13 protein-coding genes and 2 tRNA genes are annotated in these 23,597 nt (G+C 38.2%); 5 read left to right on the top strand and 10 right to left on the bottom strand.

Features of this window, described 5'->3' with window-relative positions; genetic code table 11:
• Positions 1-477 precede the first annotated feature (477 nt).
• Positions 478-1,155, bottom strand: coding sequence for a ribosome biogenesis GTP-binding protein YihA/YsxC (yihA, locus tag RGQ13_RS00260; protein WP_348391557.1), 678 nt, complete (start codon positions 1,153-1,155; stop codon positions 478-480).
• Between the two features lie 316 nt (positions 1,156-1,471).
• Between yihA and RGQ13_RS00255 the strand changes: the two genes are divergently transcribed.
• The 3 genes from RGQ13_RS00255 (at position 1,472) to RGQ13_RS00245 (ending at position 5,388) form a co-directional block, all read left to right on the top strand.
• On the top strand, positions 1,472-2,719 hold the full coding sequence (locus RGQ13_RS00255; RefSeq protein ID WP_348391556.1) for a c-type cytochrome: 1,248 nt from the start codon (positions 1,472-1,474) through the stop codon (positions 2,717-2,719).
• 542 nt (positions 2,720-3,261) lie between these two features.
• Positions 3,262-3,489, top strand: coding sequence for a hypothetical protein (locus RGQ13_RS00250; RefSeq protein ID WP_348391555.1), 228 nt, complete (start codon positions 3,262-3,264; stop codon positions 3,487-3,489).
• Positions 3,490-3,852: 363 nt separating this feature from the next.
• Positions 3,853-5,388 carry a sodium/proline symporter gene (locus RGQ13_RS00245; protein ID WP_348391554.1) on the top strand — a complete coding sequence of 512 codons (1,536 nt, stop codon included), beginning with the start codon at positions 3,853-3,855 and terminating at the stop codon, positions 5,386-5,388.
• A 123-nt stretch (positions 5,389-5,511) separates the two neighbouring features.
• Here the strand turns inward: RGQ13_RS00245 and RGQ13_RS00240 are convergent, their stop codons facing one another.
• The 9 genes from RGQ13_RS00240 to RGQ13_RS00200 all read right to left on the bottom strand — a co-directional run bounded on the left by RGQ13_RS00240 (position 5,512) and on the right by RGQ13_RS00200 (position 20,876).
• Positions 5,512-7,095: a BCCT family transporter gene (locus RGQ13_RS00240; RefSeq protein ID WP_348391553.1), complete on the bottom strand. Its 1,584-nt coding sequence runs from the start codon at positions 7,093-7,095 to the stop codon at positions 5,512-5,514.
• A gap of 227 nt (positions 7,096-7,322) precedes the next feature.
• Positions 7,323-9,776, bottom strand: coding sequence for a GcvT family protein (locus RGQ13_RS00235; RefSeq protein ID WP_348391552.1), 2,454 nt, complete (start codon positions 9,774-9,776; stop codon positions 7,323-7,325).
• 112 nt (positions 9,777-9,888) lie between these two features.
• A complete protein-coding gene (locus RGQ13_RS00230; RefSeq protein ID WP_348391551.1) occupies positions 9,889-11,727 on the bottom strand; it encodes an NAD(P)-binding protein in 1,839 nt (612 codons plus the stop codon).
• Between the two features lie 595 nt (positions 11,728-12,322).
• A complete protein-coding gene (locus RGQ13_RS00225) occupies positions 12,323-14,824 on the bottom strand; it encodes a hypothetical protein (RefSeq protein WP_348391550.1) in 2,502 nt (833 codons plus the stop codon).
• Between the two features lie 729 nt (positions 14,825-15,553).
• Positions 15,554-15,629 (bottom strand) — tRNA-His (locus tag RGQ13_RS00220).
• Between the two features lie 38 nt (positions 15,630-15,667).
• Positions 15,668-18,523: a TonB-dependent receptor domain-containing protein gene (locus tag RGQ13_RS00215; protein ID WP_405054187.1), complete on the bottom strand. Its 2,856-nt coding sequence runs from the start codon at positions 18,521-18,523 to the stop codon at positions 15,668-15,670.
• A 267-nt stretch (positions 18,524-18,790) separates the two neighbouring features.
• Positions 18,791-19,849, bottom strand: coding sequence for a FecR family protein (locus RGQ13_RS00210; RefSeq protein WP_348391549.1), 1,059 nt, complete (start codon positions 19,847-19,849; stop codon positions 18,791-18,793).
• Positions 19,850-20,428, bottom strand: a complete 579-nt coding sequence (locus RGQ13_RS00205; protein ID WP_348391548.1) for an RNA polymerase sigma factor — start codon at positions 20,426-20,428, stop codon at positions 19,850-19,852.
• Positions 20,429-20,800: 372 nt separating this feature from the next.
• Positions 20,801-20,876: transfer RNA gene (locus tag RGQ13_RS00200), tRNA-His, on the bottom strand.
• A gap of 279 nt (positions 20,877-21,155) precedes the next feature.
• On the opposite strand from RGQ13_RS00200, the gene RGQ13_RS00195 reads away from it, so the two are divergent.
• Both RGQ13_RS00195 and RGQ13_RS00190 read left to right on the top strand, forming a co-directional pair.
• Positions 21,156-22,973, top strand: a complete 1,818-nt coding sequence (locus tag RGQ13_RS00195) for a sensor domain-containing diguanylate cyclase (protein ID WP_348391547.1) — start codon at positions 21,156-21,158, stop codon at positions 22,971-22,973.
• Between the two features lie 85 nt (positions 22,974-23,058).
• Positions 23,059-23,592 (top strand): DUF1285 domain-containing protein, encoded by a 534-nt coding sequence (locus tag RGQ13_RS00190; RefSeq protein WP_348391546.1) that lies wholly within the window; start codon positions 23,059-23,061, stop codon positions 23,590-23,592.
• The last annotated feature ends 5 nt before the right edge of the window (positions 23,593-23,597 follow it).

Here is a 23,597-nt window from a genome sequence, read left to right as displayed (position 1 = left end):
CTATTATAGCCTCATTCCTAACGGAATTCTTGTTGTAATAACTTTTGTTTTCTAGCTTCCCCATAAGCTTCTAACCAGCGTCCTTGACGTTGGTTTTTTTTTGCCTTAAATAAATTAGCTGTTCAAATACCACAGTTAGCGATTTGCATTGCATCATCCCTGCTTTACAAGTCTGTTACCCAACCAAGCTATAAAGAATACAACGTCATGCCGGCGAACGACTGCAAGGATGCAGGAGATAGAGTAACGCATGGAGCAGTTACCGAGGCCGGTACCTCCTAACGTTTGCTGTGAATATAAAACAATTGATTCTGAGTATTGATGTCGCAGATTGCCACTTTGCAGAGCCACAGTTCGCTCAATGAGATCCCTCACCTCGCTCCGCTCGCGGGGGATGACGGTGTACTTTATCTATCTTTGCTCTCATTAAAAACGAAAAAAGAGCCGTTAGGCTCTTTTAATGAAGTGAGTTTTAAATTATTCGCTTTCGTCGAACTCTTCTTCATCTGCTATATCAACCAACTCTTGATGCTCAATATTAATAAACCAATCACTAATAGCTGCAGTTGCTTGCTCTAAGCCAACTTTAGTCAATGATGAAAATGCCTGTACTTTAATGTTGTCATGCATGGTTAAGCACTTTTTGCGGACTTGTAATACTTCAGAGTTTCTTTTTCCTGGTTTCAACTTATCCGCTTTAGTTAATAATACTAATGTTGGTAACTGAGAATCATTGGCCCAGTTAATTAGATCTACATCTAAATCTTTTAATGGATGACGAATATCCATTAATAAAACCAAGCCTTTTAGGCTCATACGTTTTTCTAAGTATTCAGCTAACGCTTTTTGCCATTTTTTCTTCATTTCTAAAGGGACTTTAGCAAAACCGTAACCAGGTAAATCTATGAGGCGGCGATTTTCACGAATATCAAACACATTGATCAGTTGAGTACGACCAGGGGTTTTACTCGTACGCGCTAAAGCTTTTTGGTTAGTCAGTGTATTTAAAGCACTAGATTTACCCGCATTGGAACGACCAGCAAAAGCAACCTCAATACCACTATCAGCGGGAAGGCGACGAATGTCGGGAGCACTCAGCTCAAATTTGGCAACATGTAAATTAACCAGGGGAGTTGTCAAAACGGGATCCACCATAATATAAACGTAAAAGATAAATAAAATAACTTATTCAATTATATCCTGTTTTTAACATTTTGAGGCAGTGTTTTTTTGTAAACAGGGTGACAAAGTCGATTAATAGCAAGTTGATTAAGGTTTTTATCGAAAATTAACCGATAACCATTACACAAACGCGGGAATTGTGTAAAATAGCGTAAATTTTTTATTACTCTAGGTAAACTGAAAATAATAAGCTTTTGTTTATAGTTTTAGATTATTTAGTAAAAAGCGCTTTTAAAGGGAATAATCAGTTGTAAAACTGAGTTCCATAGTATTAACAGGCAGAACATCTATGAAAAAAATCATTATTTCAGTAATTTTAGGTTGTGGGCTATTGGGCAACGCATTTGCCGCTGGCGATGCAACTGCGGGCAAAACTAAAGCAGCAGTTTGTGCTGGTTGTCACGGAGCAAACGGTATTGGCATTGCAGATGCTTACCCTAACCTCGCAGGCCAGCATGCTGATTACATTGCTAAGCAATTAAAAGCTTTTAAAGATGGCTCTCGTAAAGATCCTGTTATGGCACCAATGGCTGCAGGCTTATCCGATCAAGATATGAGTGATGTAGCTGCTTATTTTGCAACATTTAGCCGCAGCGGTGATAGTGCAGAAGGCGCTCCAACTGATTCTTCATCATCAGCGACACCAGCGCCAGCAACTTTAGCTGCACCAACAATGGTTGCAGATGCAGCTGCAGGTAAAGGTTTATATGAAAACGGTGATGCTGCTCGAGGTATTACAGCTTGTGTTGCTTGTCATGGTAAAGAAGGCGACTCTGAAGTCTTGATCAACCCTAACCTTTCTAAGCAGCACCCTGAGTACATTGAAAAGCAATTAAATGCTTTTAAAGATGAATCTCGCACAAACGTTTCAATGAATGTTGTAGCTAAAAATTTAACAGAGCAAGATGTTGCTGATTTAGGTGCTTACTTCAAAGACCCTGCCGCAGTTGCTACTGTTGTAGCTAAAAAGCCTTCAGCTGCAAAACTAACATTTGTTGGCGATGTTGAAGCAGGCAAAGGCAAAGCTGTTATGTGTGCTTCATGTCACGGCGCTGACGGTAACGCTTTAGTTGCTATGTACCCTAACTTAGCTGGCCAGCATGAAAAATATCTAGCTAAGCAGTTAGCTGATTTTAAAGCTGGTCCAGAAGGACGTAACGACCCAGTAATGGCTGGTATGGTTGCAGCTTTATCTCCAACAGATATGCAAGACCTAGCCGCTTACTTTGCAAGCCAAAAAGCTAGAGCATCTACAACAGAAACTAACAATGTAGGTAAGAAGTTATATCAAGGTGGTGATGCATCTCGTGCAATCACTGCTTGTATCGCTTGTCATGGCTCTGACGGTAAAGGCGCGGCATTAGCGGGCTTCCCTACAGTTAGCAACCAAAACGTAGATTACTTGAAATCACAGCTTGTTAAATTCCGCGATGGTACTCGTCATAACGATATCAACTCAATGATGGCTAATATTGCTGCGAAGTTAACTGATGCAGATATTGCTGCAGTTGCTGAATACATGTCTTCGTTAAAATAATAAACATTTTGTATATTGAAGCTGCGCTATAAAGCGCAGCTTTTTTTTTACTTCAGGGATGAAGCAATGCAAATCGCCATGGACCACTCCATCACATCCTCGGCAAATGCTCCTGCAATGCTCTAATACATGACGTCCATGTCATAATGTGATCATGGCATACGCAACTTCCATGTTGAAAACGACAATAGATTTGTAGTTTATAATTTACCAACAAAAAAAGGCAACTTATACAGTTGCCTTTCTAAATATAGTAACATCAAACTAGTTAAACTAATCTTCTGATTTTTCAGTAGTTTCTTGAGTTTGTTCCTGCTCTTCAACAGCTTTTTTCTCTTCTCCACCACAAGCGCCACAGCAACCCATAATATTCCCCTCATTCTAAAAGATGGACACATATTACTTAATTGAATTGGTCGGGTACTTGATAAGGATCAAAGACTTTAGATGTTAATATTTTGTGCTCCTTGACCCTTATCAATATATAAAAATACTTTTGATATATACTTTGTGTTGATAATAAATCGAACTCTAGAGATCTTATGCCGAACAACAAACGTTTTTTACAAAAAGTTTCCACATTTTGCGCGATAACATTTTTTATCATTGCTGTTATTTCAGCAGTGCTGTTAGTGGTAAATATGGATGAAGCTAGCGATGTGTATAAAGCAAGTGTAGGGGCCGCAACATTTTTCTTCTTTATGGTTGGTATTGTATTACATGCTATAGGTGCTACAGATATCCCTGATTTAAAAATTGGAAAAAATTGAATTTAATAAAAACCTAGGTTGCTAAAAGACATTCTAATATATGGAATTAGCTCTAGCAGCCTCAAGATTTATATTACATGTGTTGCATTTCATAACTTGAATTGAAATCTAGTTTATTGGCTTTGCAAAACCATTGCATAGTGCCAGATATATTTTTATTTAAATAATTATTCACACGGAGGAAGCCCTCCAGTACCATAATATCCCCTCTATTCTTTCTTTCCCATGAATTGACCTACAAAAACAAGTTATCAAAGTTAGAACCCGATATATCATCAGTGTTAGACAGTAGTACAAAAAAAGTGTTAATTTGCTGTAACAATAAAAATAAAGCTTACTACTAAAGTAAAAAGGCTACTCCATATGTTTGAAAAATACTTAATGCTCATTATTTACTTTGCGGTTCTGATTGGACTTAGCTATATAGCATCAAAACAAGTTAAAAACCTCAAAGACTATTTTACTGGCGGTAAAAGTCTTGGGTACTTGGTTGCAGCTTTTTCAACTCAAGCTACGGGGGAAAGTGCTTGGCTTTTACTCGGTTTAACAGGTATGGGAGCTTTAGTCGGCGTAAGTGCTTATTGGATTGTTGTCGGTGAAGTTATAGGTGTTGCAATAGCTTGGTTTGTTATGGCTCAGCGGTTTAAAAAATTAACCGACCTATACGATAGTATAACCATGACAGATTATTTGGTGAGCCGTTTTCGTCCCACAACAAACACATTACGGTTGGTCGCCGCATTCTCCTTATCTATTTTTGTTTTGATTTATATTAGTGCTCAAATTGATGCAACAGGCTCAGCATTTGAACGCTTCCTCGGATGGGATTATTATTTGGGAGCAATAATAGGCTTTGTGATTGTAGTGATCTATTGTGTAATGGGTGGTTTTTTAGCTGTCGCTTGGACAGATATGTTTCAAGGTGCCGTAATGCTGCTTTGTCTATGCCTGCTCCCCATTGTGGCCTACTTCATGTTAGCGGATAGCGATAATATCATCACTGGCTTGCAAGCAATCGATCCAAATCTACTCAATATATCAGGAGCTTATGATTTTAATTTAATGGGCATAATGAGTATTTTAGGAATGCTATTTATTGGTATTGGCTTTTTAGGTTCTCCACAAATATTTGCACGATTTATCGCAATAAGAGACAAGGAAGAACTAAACAAAGGTCGATGGGTAGCTGTTGTTTTTACCTTTTTGGTGGGAACATCAGCCGTAACTATTGGGATTATTGGTCGGTATATATTTACTAGTGTAGGGGTAGATCCTGAAGCTACATTAGGTAATGGTGGGCAAAATGTATTGCCAAATCTGGTTGAACATACATTCCCTCCATTAATTGTTGGTCTGTACGTTGCTGCTGTTTTATCCGCGATAATGTCAACCGTGTCGTCATTGTTAATACTTGCGTCTGGTGCCATAACCAATGATTTTTACCGAAAAATCATCAACCCTGAACTCCGTGGCAAGTCTGCTGCTCGTATTTCTCGTTACGTTACTATTGGCTTGGCAATCGTTGCTCTAGGCATTGCATTAAGCGTAGCCATATTGTCACCAGACAGAACAATATTCTGGTTTGTAATTTTTGGTTGGTCAGGTATTGCCGCGACGTTTTGCCCTATGGTTATATTGTCTCTCTTTTGGAAAAACTACACCGCTTCAGGCGCCATTGCATCAATGATAGTTGGTTTTATTTCTATTCCATTTTTTAAATTTGCTGCGCCAAATATTGATGGTATTGGACAATATTTTGTTGCACTAGAATCTTTACCCCCAGCTTTCTGTGCTTCACTGATTGCTGGTTATTTAGTTTGTAAAATTATGCCTAATCAGAGCATAAACGAGGATTATGCTATTGATTTACAATCAATTCATAGCCAAGCAACAGATTAAGAAAATCATCCGAGAATACTTCTTTGACTTAGTGTCTTATAGGTAATTTTTGCCCATTCAGCAGCTTCTGTATACTCGAAGCTGCTATTCAACCAACTATTCGTTGTGCCAAGGTTCATTTAATCACTTAGCGTTAGTAAATGAATACTCACGTAAGCCCTTATACAAGCTTAAACACATGATAAGTAGTATTGCGGTAAAAGGAAGCGCTGCAGTGATAGTTGCTGCTTGTAGGGCGTTGAGTGCCATTGCACCACCACCATATAAAAGTGCACAAGCAATCAAGCCTTGTAGTAGCGCCCAAAAGATACGTTGTGGTATAGGTGTTTCTAATTTTCCGCCTGCGGTAATAGTGTCTAAGACCAGCGCGCCAGAATCTGAAGAGGTTATAAAGAAAATCAGCAATAATAATATACCTACCCCTGAAGAAATTATATTAAAAGGCAAATTCTCTAACATTTGAAACATAGCTAAACTAACAGAGCTAATACCATTACTAAGCTCACCGATGTTTTGCTGAGCTTGAAATAAAGCCGTATTGCCAAAAACGGTAAACCACAACATAACTACCATTGTTGGGACAAAAAGTGCGGCGATAGTAAGTTCTCTGATTGTCCGCCCCCGTGAAATACGGGCGATAAACATACCGACAAATGGTGACCAACTTACCCACCAAGCCCAATAAAAAACAGTCCAGGCATGCATCCAACTTTCATCACTACGGTCATGCCAGTTGCTCAAAGGAATAATGTTAATAGCGTAGTCAACAATATTATTAAAGAATGATTCCAGTAGTAGCACGCTTGGCCCTACTAAAAACACAAAACAGAGCAATAAGAAAGCAAAAAACATATTGATATTGCTCAATAATTTTATACCGCCCTGTAAGCCACGTTTTACCGAAATAACCGTGATGGCGCTAATAGTGACGATAACAAGTATCTGGGTGATTAAACCATCAGGGGCATTAAATAAATAATTTAAACCTGACGAAGCTTGAGTAGCACCAAGCCCTAAAGAAGTGGCCAAGCCAAATAAGGTAGCAACCACTGCAGAGATATCAATAATGTGTCCTGGCCAGCCCCAACAACGATCGCCTATTATGGGGTAAAACACCGAGCGAATAGTCAGTGGTAACCCCTTGTTATAATGAAAAAAGGCCAATGCGACTGCCACTATGATGAAAAACGCCCAACCATGCACCCCCCAGTGAAAAACAGAGGCGGTGATAGCTAGCTGCGCAGCCTCAGGTGTGTTCGGACTTACACTCAGCGGTGTACCAAACCAATTACTGTAATAAGCAACCGGTTCGGCCACGCCCCAAAACATTAGCCCAATACCAACACCGGCGGCAAACAACATAGCAAGCCATGAACGAGTTGTGAAGTCGGTAGTGGCACCATCACCGCCTAAGCGAATTTTGCCAACTGGACCTACGGTTAGCACAAGACAAAATAATAAAAAGAAGTTCGCGGCGCCCATAAAAAACCAATCAAAATGCTCAATACACCACGCTTTGCTAGCACTCAGTGATTGATTGGCCAGTTCAGGATTGAACAGTGTGATAAAAACAAAACTTAAAATAAGTAATGCGCTGATGGTAAATACAGGCTTGTGAACATCAAAACCTAGTTTTTGAATATTATGTTGCCCTATAGTGTATTGGCTTTCATAATTTTGATTGTTATCACTGCTGTCGGGGTTCATAAAATCTCTTTTTATTTTTATTTTATTTTTAGAGTGAAGCTTGATGGTCATAATGATATTTCATGCTATAAATATACTATCATAAGCGAGCTGCTGTAATTTTAGTGTTTAGTATTTTTTAAGCAGAAAGTAAGCGCTAAGAATAAAATCATAATAAAGAAACGCCATACAGTTTTCTTTTAAAATTATGCTTTTATCCCTACCGCTGAGCAGTTAAGGCTCCCCCACTAACTCCTTGAACGTTCGCATGCCGGATCCCATAGCGGATCTGCTAACACTTTTGCCTGACACATTTCCCCTAGTATTTCGACTTGTAAAACAGTATCAGCAGCGGAGAAAGCAGCGTCAACATATGCAAAAGCCAAACTTTGTTTAACGATATGACCGTATCCTCCTGATGTAGCGACACCAATGACTTTGTTGTCTGCAGAAAATACTGCTTCGCCGCCATAAACATCAGCATCAATGGCATCAATTTGTAAATAAACGCACTTTATTGCTGCCCCTTGATCTATTCTTTGCAACAAAGCGTCTTTTCCGACAAATTCGCCTTGGTCAAGCTTATAAAATCGCCCCATATCAGCTTCGACCATGGTGATTTCGTTAGTTAATTCTGTACCAAATCCTTTATAGGCTTTCTCCATACGCATAGAATTAACCGCATACATGCCAAAATCGGCTATTCCAAAAGGAGTGCCTGCTGCGAAAATAGCTTGATAAAGATCGACCATTTTATCCATTGGGCAATGTAACTCCCAGCCTAGTTCTCCGACATAATTTAGCTTCAAAGCAACCAATTCGATACCTGCAACGGTAATTTCTCTACCGGTCAACCACTTAAAATTAGCTTTAGATACGTCATCTTCGGTAATTTTTTCTAGTACTTTTCTAGAGTCTGGGCCTGCAAGCACAAGAATGCCATAGTCATCACTGACATTTTTTATGGTGACCTTGCTTAAGGTAACATCAGCGTCACTTGCAACTTCATCTTTACGCTGATTTAGCAGGTCCCAATCTCGGCTTTCACATGTTGAACCCGATAATAAATAGTATTTATCTTCGGCTAAGCGAGTAATAGTAAACTCTGTTTCAAACACCCCATTTTTATTCAGCGCATGGGTAAGCACAATGCCATTTTGTTTAGGTAACTTATTAGCTGTTAATTTATTGATAAACTCGCCAGCATCTGGGCCTGACACTTCAAATTTGGCAAAGCTTGATAAATCCATCACGCCAACGCGCTCGCGTACTGCTTTACATTCATTTGCCACACTTTCAAAACTGTTAGAACGCTTATAACCTACAGTTTCTTCTACTCCCTCAGGGGCAAACCATTTTGGCCGTTCCCAGCCAAAGGCTTGCGTATAAATACAGTTTTTAGTTTTTAATATTTGATAAAGTGGTGAGGTTCTAAGCTTCCGGCCAGTATCTAACTCTTCTCCAGGCGCTGAAAACGCATACATGCGATTATAATCTTCAAAAGACTTTTCCCGAACATAATCTTCATTACACCAGTTACCAAAGCGACGAGGGTCAAATTCAGCCATATTAATTTCAGCTTCGCCATGAACCATCCATTGTGCTAAATATTTACCAGCTCCTGCACCTTGGGCTATACCGATTGCAGAGCCATTACACATCCAGTAATTTTTTAAACCTGGTGCGGGCCCCAATAATGGGTTGGCATCAGGAGTATGCGGAATAGCACCATGAACAATACGTTTAAAACCTGATTCTGCCCAAATAGGCATGCGTTCTAAAACTTTTTCTAAATGAGTGAGCGATTTATCAAAACTTCCGGTAAACAGTTCGCTTTCAGATTCCCACTCAGGATGCCCTTTAGGAGCCCAAGCCTCTTCTGCCCATTGCGGATCTGTTTCATAAATTCCCATTAAAGCTGATTTTTGTTCTTGACGATAATAAGCCGATGCCGAAGGATCCCTAATTACCGGCATTTCAGCATCACTTCCTTCAAATTCTTTGACTGAATCAGTGACAAAATATTGATGTAACATATTAGTCATCGGCACATCACAACCGACCATTTGCGCTACTTGACGCGCATAACAACCAGCAGCATTAACCACATGCTCACAAATAATATTTCCTTTCTCGGTAACCACTTCCCATTCACCCGATGGCAATTGGTTAATATCTAAAACAAGATTATGCCGAACAATTTCTGCGCCTTTTTTTCTCGCGCCTATCGCCATGGCATTTGCGATACCAGCTGGGTCTACATGACCGTCAGATGCGGTATATGCACCGGCTTTAACGCCATCAACATTAAGGTGAGGTACTAATTCTTTGATTCTTTCGGGACTAATAACTTCCATATGAAAGCCGACATTATGAGAGAAACCCGCAACGCGTTTAAACCAATCAACCTCTTCATCGGTAAAGGCAAGTCTGATCCCACCACATTCATGCCACCCTACATATTGCCCGGTTAATTCTTCTAACTTCGGATATAAGGTATTACTGTATTCATGCAATTTGGCTAAATTATAACTACCTGTAAAACTAGGACATTGTCCAGCGGCATGCCAGGTTGAGCCAGAAGTTAATTCCGCTTTCTCAATAAGCATAATATCAGTCCAGCCCTCTTCCGCTAAATGGTATGCCAAACCACACCCCATTGCGCCACCACCAACGATCACAACTTTCGTTTTATTTTTCACGGCCAACCTCTTTTATCTGTTTTTATCTATTATTTATCTCAAGTTAACTTGCTAGGTTGAGTGTTTATAATTATTAACACTCATTCCTATCATAGTGTTCGCAACAAAGTGTTTAGCCCAATTCGTTCACAGCTCTGGACGCCATGTCGATGGCTGTTTTTGCATCACTTTCGGCGCCAGAGTCAGTATTAGCAATGGCGATTCTACCAAAAGGTTGTCGTCCTACTATGACTGAATCTCCTGGGCCAGCGACCGTATAACCGTGCCCCCAACGATTTACCGTAATGCTCTCAACATCTCGGTCAAAGTTAAACAATTCCTTCGGTAGCATGCCGCCTAAATGAGCTCTAATTTCTTCTTCATAATCTTTAAATTGCAACCCTAACATTTTGTATCGTGCATCACGATATTGATCACTCCGCGAGGCGCCAACTTCACCATAAGGACAACCTATCATTTGAATTACACAGGGGTCATCTGGGGTTTTGGTGTATTCATAACCGCCCATTGTCACAGGAAAGTCCATCATAACAGCTTGGTGCATGTTTCCAGGAGACATCGCTAGGCCAATTTCCATTTCTTTCATTGCTCGCCAGTTCCTCAAGCCTACACTGGTATATTGCAATGGCGATTTGGTTTGTAGCCTTAATGCTGCATATTGTTCTGCAGGAAGATCAGAGACGATATGCGGGATCATCATGTTGTAACAGGCCATCACTACATTTTTACCTTTGACCTGAAAAGACTTGTTGTCGTTGATATAATTGACAAAAACTTCACTCGAATTTTCTGGCTTACTACCATGCTTTACATTAACAACAGTGCTGCTTAATCTGATACGAACAGCGTTGCTTGATTTGTCTAACTCTTCGTAATTAAATTTTGACAATACAAGCTCTTCAGCATTGCGTCCTACCGCTACTTTGGGGATCATCTTTTTAACTAAGGCACGGGCAACGCCGGCATTACCGTCGGGAAAATGATAAATGTAAGGGGTGCTTTCATCATAGACGGCTTTAGGTGTAAACCCCATGGCTCCAGCGCTTTTAGCTTTTGCAATAGACATAATGTCGGTACCTGTAGACGCCCAGTCTAAAGCGGAGTTTCTAGCCATCTTCAATATACTTGGATCATCAACACCTAAAGTGTTTTTTAAATAATCGAAATAGGAGTTAGCATGAATGTAATCGTTCAATTGTTCTTTAGGAACGTCTATAGCATGCAAGCCCCCTTCTAACACTCGAAGTAATTGTTGCTTACCTTTCTCACTAAGTGGCGCTTGTTGTGCAGCTGCTTTGTTCGATAATTTACTGCGCTGTATCAACCCTTCGATATAATTCGGATAATTACAATAAGGATGCTTAACTATTTTGTCTTGGCCAAATACTGCTTTATTAAAGTAAGTTACAGCCCCAAGGTTGTTTCTTTTATAAAAGTCTTTGTCGTAGGCATTATCAAAGCGCGATACGTCTACACCAATATCTTGTAGTAAACCATGCACCGCTTTGCTGCCATGTTTTGGCTCTACGATAGATTGAGAGCCACCGTAGCCTAAGCGTAACTTACCATCAACGGTATGTTCATTACGTTTAGCGTGGCCGCCAAAATCATCATGATTATCGAGGATAAGCACCTTTTTATCTTTACCGTGTTTTTGCTGGTAAAAATACGCCGCAGCTAAGCCACTGATCCCGCCGCCAACAACTATAAGATCATAGACATCACTAGATTGAGTGGTTGGACCCCAATCTGATTTTCCAGACCATGCCCTAGCATGTGCGTGGGGGTTAGAACCAGGGTGACTGCCTCTAAGCCCAGTAAGAGCTGGTGGATAATTCGAGGGAGTAAGTGAAGAAAAATCAGCATTGCTTTGACGTGAAAACGGTAGCATAGAAGCTCCCGCGACCATTAAGGCACCATTAATAAAATCTCTTCTCGTTATTTTGCTCATTGTTAAACTTATGCTTTAAAAGGTTTTCTATTATCAGGGTATTATTTTATACCCTATATTTAAATTACCTTAAAGGGTAGTTTAGACAAACGTCTAAATTTATGTTTTGGATGTTAGCTTACAGGAAAGAATTGTGGGCTATTGGGATTCGACTTCACGTTTACGTTAATAGCGGAGCTATGTGAAATTATGCTGATATTTTATATTCGAGGTACAGTGCATGTATATTTAACATGATGCTTTAAAACCATTTAATTTAAAGCATCATTTAAAACTCCGCTTATTTGATCTTAATTTATTCAACATAGCCAATAAATTTGGCTCTGCTAGTTAACCTAAAAAAAATACAGGGGGAGTTGGACGCTCGAATGTAATAACTATTTCGCTCATATCAATATCGAAATTATAATCTGTGTTATCTATCGGGTTATTTGGCTGGATGACTGCATATTACAATATGCTTCAAAACAGAGTGGTTAGTGAAGAGTAAAGCAGGAACACAATTGGGTGTTCCCGCAATTTAACTACAATCATTTATAATTAAAATAGAGTCTATTTATCCATTAAAAGTGCGGTATAGGCACTCAAATTAACCTTAATGTAAGGGTAGTTTTCTTATATGGTTTTCATGCTTAAAGGTAGAAGCTTCCATATTGCGATGAAGGTCTCCCGTCTTAGGAGAAAGTAATGGAGTAGGAATATCTGTGCTGATAGATAAATTATCCCACCAATCTAGTCCTGACGTCATTAGTTTAGGGTTAGGTAATACATCAATTAAAGAACTATTAAGCTCTGGCATTAAGTGCCCGGCAACATAAGATGCCCTTTCTTTAATACCTTGTTTGCCTACTCGCCCCCTTTGCCCCCAAGTAACAATATATCCGGTGTCACTACCTGAAGTAACAGCTGTATCTCGCTGAACTCCATAGCGAATTGACATCATTAATTCTTCAAACAATATACTTAAATCTTCCCTGTCAGTGGTGTAGTTATAAAAGCCATTGGCAATATCATCCTTATAAAAATTAGCAACATCTGCAGGTAAATAAGATTTTTGAATAGCACTTACCGACTCCCCCATAAATCTAACCGCAGCTAGATCTTTCATTTCCTGACTCTGTAAAGGGTATAAAGTAGTTAAACCATCTGATATTTCAGCTTTAGTTAAAGCGGCATCTAAAAATCTAACATTATCATCATAAGCCCCCCATTCAGCAGGAGGAAAGAAGTCATTTGCATGCGCCAGTTCATGATAAAGCAAATTAGCCAGATCATATTTAACATGTGATAGCTGCCTAGTTAAACGTTGATCAAGAGGAAAATAATAATTTACATAATCATTATTTTTTACATATCGCCATGGCATTACAAATTGTAATTCTGAACCGAAACCAGCTCTATAATCAGGAGCTTCATTAATAGTATCCCTCTCATCAGGCGTTAACCAAAGGTTATTAGGGTCTAAATAAATTGCACCTGTAGCTGCCCAATAAAATGAAGGTCGTATATCGTAAGATATTACTATTGCGGTGGTAGCTCGCAATAAGTTTTTAAAATCATCAAACTCATCAAAACCTTCTAAATATTCACGAAAACGCTGCCCCATCCAATCATGAGAAACAACGACACGATCCATTATTTGCTCAATAGTAGGAGTTTCACCGTTTGTTTCACCTGCAATTAGAGGTAAAATACCCAACTGGCATGAACTGGTTAATTTACTGGAATAGACACAATCAACTAAACTGTCTTTATATGCTGAGTTGGCGTTATAAGGATGGATCTTGGCTAAAATATCACCTGAGAAATAGGCTTCAGAATTATTAGAACTAGCGTTTTCAACCAAAAGAGAAACTGTATCTGTAAAAAGGTTATTATTAATATCTTTAGCACTAACTTCTAACTCAATGATACTGTCAACAATCACCTCAGGGACTGTAAATATAGCAATTAATTGATTTATATTATCTGTATTAAATACAACTTCTGGGCCTGACAGTTGTTGCCAAGTAACACTTTCAGTATTGATGTCAGCTGTTAACCAAGCGCGCAATGAAACATCTCCACCTTCGATAACACTATGGCCTAAACGAGCCACCAACTTATTACTTTTCATATATTGTTTATTAGAAAAAGTAAAAGACTCTTCAACCAGTTTACCATCTGCATAATAACTAACTGCAAAACCATAATCATCATTGTCCGGAATAGTGAACGCAATTACTTTTGTATTTGAACTGAAAAATTCAACTGGCGTGCCAGATGTTTGACGCCATTTTATATTAGAAATTTCATAATGTGGTTGGTATAAAATTAGCTCTACACTGCTTCCTACCCCTAATTCTTTATCCTCAAATATAATGGTAACATCTAGAGGAAATGCATCTTCTGTGTTTAAAGTGCCATCGCCATCAATATCTGTATCGGCATTATTACCAATCCCATCACCATCCATATCTACAGATTCACTTGCATCTAAGGGAAATGCGTCTTCTGTGTTTAAAGTCCCATCACCATCAATATCAGTATCGGTATTATTACCAATCCCATCACCATCTATATCTACAGATTCACTTGCATCTAAGGGAAATGCGTCTTCTGTGTTTAAAGTGCCATCGCCATCAATATCTGTATCGGCATTATTACCAATCCCATCACCATCTATATCTACAGATTCACTTGCATCTAAGGGAAATGCGTCTTTTGTGTTTAAAGTGCCATCACCATCAATATCTGTATCGGCATTATTACCAACCCCATCACCATCTATATCTACAGATTCACTTGCATCTAAGGGAAATGCGTCTTCTGTGTTTAAAGTGCCATCACCATCAATATCTGTATCGGCATTATTACCAATCCCATCACCATCCATATCTACAGATTCACTTGCATCTAAGGGAAATGCGTCTTCTGTGTTTAAAGTCCCATCACCATCAATATCTGTATCAGCATCATCTGATATACCATCATTATCGGTATCTAGTTGTTGTACTTTAAGTTCAGTGGAATCAGAACCTCCAGAGCCACCACAAGCAGTAACGAAGAAAATTAAGGAGCAGAGTAAAATGTGTTTAAGAAGAGAATTTTTAGACATGACAATCCTTTGTATAAGTGCTTTTATTATTGCACAATAATACAACAATCATTAACAAGCCGCTAGCAATGAATTATCATTTAACGTTAATTCATTGGATATCTGCTCATTTTTAATGGTTAATACTAATAACTAATTATTTATTAATTTAATATGTATAACAGATACTTACAAATTAAATGTATTGTCTTAATCCATTCCATTACAAGAAAATAGATCACTTTAATACATTAGGAACAGCTTGATTTTACATACATACAAAATCTGCATAGGAACAAATTTTGACTGTTATTGTTGATAAGAATTTTATCGGAAATTATGAAATAGTGAACTTAGCTTTTATGCTGAAGAGCTCTGGGAACTTGATACGAAACATGGAAAACTACAATGGGGTGGCTAATGGGATTTGAACCTCACGGCGATCGAAAATGGAATCGATGGTGATTCTGTCGTGACATTAAAGAATATACTGATTATCGTCAGCAAGACGAAAATATAAAAATGGGGTGGCTAATGGGATTTGAACCTCACGGTGATCGAAAGTGGAATCGATGGTGATTCTGTCGTGACATTAAAGAATATACTGATTATCGTCAGCAAGACGAAAATAGAAAAATGGGGTGGCTAATGGGATTTGAACCTCACGGTGATCGAAAGTGGAATCGTTTGTGATTCTGTCGTGACATTAAAGAATATACTGATTATCGTCAGCAAGACGAAATATAAAAATGGGGTGGCTAATGGGATTTGAACCCACGACAATCGGAATCACAATCCGGGGCTCTACCAACTGAGCTATAGCCACCCATTTATCTAGGTGTTGTTTTTAAATTATATTAATTACTAGAACTTATATTCTGCACCTGCGTAGTAAAAAGCCCCGTTAAATCCAAACGGTGCTGATCGACGAGAATATGTAAATACACCTGGACTGCTGACAATAACATTGCCATTTGCATCTACTATAGTTCCAGTGCGAGAGTTACCAATTTCATTTTTATCAGGGTAAACATCAAACAGGTTATTACCACCTATATTAAATGATACGTTTTCTGTTAGTTGGTAATTAATGCGTAAATCAGTTAATACTTCTGCACCATAAGTTTGGCTGTCACCATCGGTGATAGTATATTCACCATAACGATTAAAAGCTAAATTAACAGTAAAGTCGCCCAATTTGTATAAACCAATCAAGCTAATTCTATCTTCCGGTTGCCACTCTTCAATAATAGAAATATCCTGTTCGGAAAAAATATCTTCCGGCGGAATGTCTCCTAACCCACTGTCTTGTGGTGTGAAAATATTAACGACTTCTGTTTCAGTAAAGTTGGCGGCAAAGGTTAAATCTAAATCACCGCCCATTACATCAGTATTCCAAGTTGCAATAATATCAACACCGGTTGTTTCAGTATCAGCGCCATTTAAGAAAAATTGACCCGCACCTGCACCAGATGCTAATAATGCTGCATCTAAAGCTGGCGATAATCCGGCCCCTAATTTATTACTAATAACAATACGGTCATCAATATCAATAGAATACCAATCAACGGTTAGGTTAATACTATCAGTAACTTGAATCACAGTACCTAAACTAAAGTTTGTCGCTTCTTCTTCTTTTAGTTCTGGAATACCAATGGCTTGCGCTAAAACACTATCATTGCGGAACGTACCAACTTGAACTGCTATTTGATCGCCCGCGGGGTTATTTGGATCGGTAATAAACTGGGTACTGATGTTATTGAAGTAGAGTTGTTGCATTGACGGAGCTCGAAAACCAGTACTGGTTGCACCACGAATAGCAATATCTTCAGTTATCGACCAGTTTGCCGCTAGCTTAAAATTGGTGCTATCCCCAAAACCATCATAGTCATCATAACGCACAGCACCACTGACAATTAAATCGTCAGTAACTTCGGTTTCAGCATCTGCATAGAAAGAAATTACATCGCGTGTTTCATCAACTTCAGAAACTGGGCCAATTCCACCAAAACCTTGACTACCTGCGCTTCTATCGGTTGCAAATAAGCTAACCCCCATTTCAGTATCATAATCGCGATAAGAGTATTCATCGCCAGGCGTGACACGGTATTCATCAGTACGAATTTCAGCACCTAAAGCCAATGAAAACAAATCAAACTCTTGTGTATAATCAAGATTTAAGGTTTGCAACGATAACTCTAAGCCGTAAGCAAATGCTTCACGAGGTACTGAACTACGAATTTCACTGGCTGTCATTGCAGTGGTGTATTGTAAAGAATTAGCAAATGAAGAGTTGATAGTATCACTAGTGGTGTAGTCAATATTATTTTGACCGTATGTGTATGAAAAATCTAAACTGGCGTCATTATTAAAATCGACTTGATAACCAAAGTTGTATGAAACATCTTTAATATCTGAATTGATTTTTGGTAAGAAACCAGCGGGGATAGTTGCATCGCCATCTTGCAATGGTGCATTACCACCATCGTTTGCGTTATGGCGGAAAAAAGCAGCAGACTGATTATCGCGTTTAGAGTAGGTAATGAAACCATAAAGTTCGCCTTCACCTAGTTGATACCCCGTATTGACGGTCAAACCAACCTGTTGTGAATCTGCGTCACCTATACGAAATGTGGTCCTGGGCGCAGTTGCTTCTCGCGGGTCACCTAGCAGCATGTTGCCATCAGCAAGCTCGGTACAACCAGAGAATTGGCACGAACCATGTAAACCAGCTCTATTGGTAACACCACGATCACGGAAATTTACAGTCGCGTTTAGATAGCCGTTCTCACCTAACGCAAACCCTTTCGATATATCAACATTAGTAGTTTCACCATCACCCTCAGAATATTCACCATAAGACACTGCAACCTTGCCACCTTCACTAGCGTCATTAAGTACAATATTAATAACGCCAGCAATGGCATCAGAGCCATACTGTGCTGCCGCGCCATCACGTAACACTTCGATTCGTTTGATTGATGATGCAGGAATTGCATTCATATCTGTGCCTGCAGTACCGCGACCAACAGAGGTATTTATGTGAATTAAACTCGCTTGATGTCGACGTTTACCATTGATAAGTACTAATGTTTGATCTGGGCCTAAACCACGTAATGTTGCCGGGCGCAATGCATCAGTTCCATCACTGATTGATGAACTTGAAAAGTTGAAGGATGGCGCAATGGCTTGCAACATTCTGCCAACTTCAGTTTGACCGGTATTGGCTAACGCCTCAGCTGATAATATATCAACAGGTACAGGTAATTCATCGGCAGAGCGACTTGATACTCGACTACCTATAACAGATATCTGTTCAATTTCTTGCTCTTGGGCGGGTTCTTGGGCTAACGCGGTTTGGCTTGCTGCACCGATAACAATCGGTACTAAAGCCGCTTTCATAGTTTTATTTTTCATTGTTGTTATTCTCTCTTTATTAGTATCAACTTGAATGCTCAGTTGACCAGAGTTATTAACAACAGCGATTAAACCCGAACCGTTTAATAGTTTTTCTAGGCCATAGGTGACTGAATAATAACCTTTTAATGCATTTGCTTGATGTTTCTTTGCCAAATCAAACGAAAAAATAACGGTTCGATCTGTTTTTTTGGCAAATGCAATAATGGCTTTATCAGCTCGTTGTTTATCAATATCAAAGCGAATCAGATCATCGGCAAACGCAATTGGCGACACAATAGTGATCAACGCTGACGCGATGATATAAGGTTTAAGCCTTAGCTTTGTCGTGACATGAAACAGACGAAAAATATTTCGCCAACTGTGCAATATTAATAAACAGACCAGCAGAGGATTTCCTCTATATTATTTTTATCTTTTTTAGTTTCCTATAAATATCAACAAAATACCAGCCAAAGTTAGTGCATTAATCATACAATGGGAAAACTTTATACTCGGCGAGAATAAGAAAGAGATATTCGCGAAAATAGATGTTAACTATTTAAGTTTCTTAAATTTTTATAAAAGTACTTACTTTGCTGAGGAGAGTAAAATGGTGTTATTAGGCGCTTTGCTAGAAGTAATATTGAGGTTAATTTCTAATGAAGCTATTAAGCCATCAATATCATCCGCTCTAAAGTAACCCGCGACTTTTAAATCAGCTATTTGTGGATCAATAATTTCAAAGTTAACGTTAGTGTATCGACTGATATCGGCTAAGGCTGTTGATAGAGATTCACCTTCAAAAATAAGCATTCCTTGTTGCCAAGCTAAATCTCGTTGCATCTGGATTAAAGAAACTTCTTTCACTGGAGCATCAACATACTCTGCAATTGTCACTTTTTCACCCGATTTAACTAATATACCAGGTAGCAAGTTAGTTTTGGGCTGATCAAACGACTGTTTAATATCTTCAATGGTTTCATTAGCTTTAGCAATAAGTACTCGCCCTTCAGTGACGACTAACTCTAACCCCTGCTCGTCATTCTTTTGAACATTAAAAATAGTTCCTAAAGCAGTAAAAGACTTTTCCCCGGCAACAACGGTAAAAGGCCTACTGTTATCTTTAATAACGTCAAACTGCGCCTCACCTTGTAATAAAGTAAGCTGTCTTTGTCTAGTGCTGTAATTGATTCGAACTTCAGTATTAGTATTTAATTGAATATGACTACCATCAGATAAAGTAAAACTTGCTTGTTCACCTACTTGGGTAGAAAAGGTTTGTACTTGGGTTAACCTGTACTCGTTGTGCGATGGCAGAAAAGGTATAAACGATTCATCCAAAAATGTATTAACACTTAGCAATGAGACCAACATAATACTTGCTGCCATCGCTAAAGTTGTTAATTTTTTTGATTTTGGCTGGCTTCTTCCTAACGGAAACAGGCCACTTAATTCATTGAGCACGGTCAAATTATCCCAATATGAAGCCATTTCAAGTAATGTAGTATAGTGTTTGTTATTGTGCTGGCACCAAGTAACTAGGGCTAGCTTTTCTTTAGACGATAAACCGCGATCGATTCGACTGATCCACAAACAGGCTTGTTCTTGTATATGTTCTTTACTGTAAAACTGACTGACATTACTCATTTACTTAATAACTCTTTTCTTTTTACCTTTACTGGCTTTGCTTAAATCCTTTTCCTCTGTGCTTCGACCACTAATAAGGTCCATTCGTTCCATAAATTGCACACTTTTTAATAAGCCTTTCGCTATATGCTTTTCAACGGTGCTTTCACTCAATTGCAAATATAGGGCAATTTCTTTTTGACTAAAACCATAAACTTTCTTTAAGACAAAACACTTACGTACCGAACTGGGTAATTGCTCAATTGCACGACAGAATAATAGAAACCTTTCTTTACTTTCGAAATTTTCTTCAAAGGGCCGACTATTTAATTCAACAGGTGACTCAGTAAAATCCTCTAATGAATCGTTAAATTTATTATCCCATTTTGCAATATGATTAAGTGCTAGGTTCTTGGCAGTAGTTAACATGTAACTGCGTACATATTTTATTTCTTTCTTAAGATCGGCCTGATAAGTGCGTATAAAGGTTTCTTGAACAATATCATCAATATCATCACGCTTCACAATTCTACTGATTATTTGACGAATTCTCCCGCGATACCCCATAAATATATCGGAGAGTTTCACTTCTTTGTCCATAAAAAAATGTACTTATCACCAGGTGATTGGATAATCATATTAAACACTATTTAGTGTTGATGTCTAATTTTTATACAGAATTATTGTTAGGTTGGTGCACGAATGCTTTTCCTATAAATTTGAATCGTTTAGTTATAGCTGATGTTTTCATGATATTAATTCCCTAGAGGTTAACCTAAGGAATTAATATATGTTTAAAAAATAGTGCTGATGTATTAAGAGTTTAACTTGATTTTACAGGCGTACAGGATATATAGGAGCAAATTATGGTTGTTAATTTTGATTAGGTTTTATCGGATGTTTAGAAAAAATGAACTTGGCTTTAGAGCTTAATAATACTAGCGTGGTAAATTTGAAACTTGAGAATAAGAATGGGGTGGCTAATGGGATTTGAACCCACGACAACCGGAATCACAATCCGGGGCTCTACCAACTGAGCTATAGCCACCACTGAGGTGTTGCTTATGAACTGCTTCAAGGTTTGAAACAGTGCGCGGATTGTATATTAGATAGCTGATTTTTTGCAAGTATTTTTGTAAGTTTTTACCCTAAAATTCAAATAACTCGCCACCAAATTAACCCTAAATTTACATTTATCACAAAAGTCTGATAGATTAACTTAAAACAATATTAATAATAAAAAATTGAACATGGATGTATTGCTATTTATCTTCATAAAATAAGCAATAACAGCAAATTGATTTTGCCTTGATGGAAATATATTTACTTGAATATTAAAGTTTTCAATAACCTACTAAAAATAATGCTTTTGGGAATTATTTGCCTCACTACTTTGCCTAGTTTTAGCGCTGAAGCACAGAAAGTATTATTAGTCGATGGTTTAGAAGATGGCACTTCGATTAAGGGCTCAATAAAATATTTACTTGATGAACAATCTAGCTTAACCGCTGAACAAGTATGGCAAAAAGAAAGCTTTTTTAAAGAAAGCAATGAAGACAATTCTTGGTTAGGCAACATTGCAGGCTCAGTTTGGAATAAATTCATCATTAAAAATGATGGTAATTCACCAATTGTTATTCATATAGAATATCCATATCATCAACCTTCTACCGTAGTGCTTTATCAACGCACGCTTGGAAGTGAGCAAGGTTTCAGTTCAACCAAAGATAGTCTTTTTGAAAGTGCATCTGATCGCTCAATTGCATTTCCGCGAGTTGCTCTGCCGCTCGAATTACAACCGCAACAAAGTATCGAAGTATTGTTAGAAACATTCAGTGATGTTGCTAGCCCTAGATTTGCAGAATTTAGAATTTGGTCAACTAAATCAATTGTGAAAGCATCTAATATTGAGCACGTAATTTTTGCAATTGTAGTTAGCTTTATTATTATTTCAGCGCTTATCAGTTTTGCTTTATTTAACTTTTTAAAAGAAAAATTCTTTTTGTGGTATAGCTTATTTGCCATAAGTTCTTTACCTGTGCTTGGCTTAACCACAGGCATTTTAAACTTGTATGTGCCAAACCTTGGTTATCACCCTCTTGGTACCATATCAATGGTTATTATGATGGCTGCTGGCATACAGTTTATGCGGGTATACAGTAATGCCTCATACCATTCTATAATTGCCGATAAAGTAATGCATTTAACATTAACGTTAGTGCTAATTGCATTACCCATAGCAATTATTGGTTTTCATGAGTTGGCTATGCAAATCCAACAACTTGCTATTTTCACCTTCCCGGCAGCAATTATTGCAGCTATATATTGTGGCAGTTTAGGTGAGAAAAAAATTACTACTATGGTATTGGCTAAGACTTTATTCTTTATCATTTTGCTAAGCACTAATTTACAAGCTTGGGGCTGGGTGTCTCCTTCTTATGGTTTAGTCTTTTTGCCTACTATAGGTATGCTTGCTCAACTTATTTGTCTTATTTGGGCTATGTATGGCAAAGCAACAGCACATTATAACTTTGGCTCGTCCGAAGATTTAGATACTGTGAGTAATGCTTATGAAAAAGCTTATGCTTTACAAGAGCAGGTTAAACAACAAAATCAAATGCTTAAAGCAGCCAAAGAGCAAGCTGAGTTTGAAGCTAGAACCGATATGCTAACTCAATTACCAAACCGTCGTGCATTTATGAATTTAGCAAAAATGGCTATTGCTCAGGCTAATAGGCAAGAAAAGCCATTAGCGTTTATTGCTTTTGATATTGACAATTTTAAACTGATTAATGACCAATACGGGCACCCTGCAGGGGACCAAACATTAAAAGAAGTAGGCGACCTAACTCGCAGCATAATTCGAGCGAGCGATTTTTGTGGACGAATTGGTGGTGAAGAATTTATGATCGGCTGTCATAATAATACGTTAGGCGATGCCTATAATTTAGCCGAACGTATTAGAAAAGCGATAGAAAATTGTGTAATAAAATTTGATGGTTTAGAGTTTTCTACAACAGTAAGTTTAGGATTAGCACAAGTTGAAGAAGATGATACCTTAGAAACTGTGATCAAAAAGGCTGATGAAGCCATGTATTTATCTAAAGCTGATGGAAAAAACAAAGTATCTCATTACGCAGCCTAACCTTTTGTTCCCTGGCAATACAATGTCATATGTTGCCAGCTGCTATACTTATAATAAGTCTAACTCCTAATTAAAAAGTCCTTACATGTCACTAGAACACATATCACAACAACTAACTGATCTTGAAGGTAAGTTACCTCCTGTAGAACTATGGGATCCTCCATATTGCGGAGAAATGCCTATGGAAATAAAAGCCGATGGTAGTTGGTTCTATATGGGTACCGTAATTAATAGAGAGCGACTAGTAAAACTATTTTCTACAGTATTAAAAAAGGAAAATGATGATTATTTCTTAGTAACTCCGGTAGAAAAAATTAAACTCACAGTAATCAACGAGCCTTTTGTGATCACTCATTGGCATTGGCTAGATGATGTTAGTCCGGCAACAATCGAATTAACCACTAATATTGGCGATAAGCTATTACTCGACGGTGAGCACCAGCTGGAAATTAATAAAGATGGAGAATTAAAGGTACGAGTAAGAAGAAATCTATATGCTTCGATTCATCGTAATGTATTTTATCAATGGGCTGAGCTAGCTGAAACGGTAAAAGATAAAAAAAACCAGCATCTTGTTATAAACAGTGCTGGCATTAATCACATATTAGGAAGTATTTAACTTAG

Source organism: Thalassotalea psychrophila, from assembly GCF_031583595.1.
Lineage (GTDB): Bacteria > Pseudomonadota > Gammaproteobacteria > Enterobacterales > Alteromonadaceae > Thalassotalea_A > Thalassotalea_A psychrophila.
The sequence above is the reverse complement of the archived record's forward strand: the minus strand, read 5'-3'. Positions and strand labels throughout refer to the sequence as shown.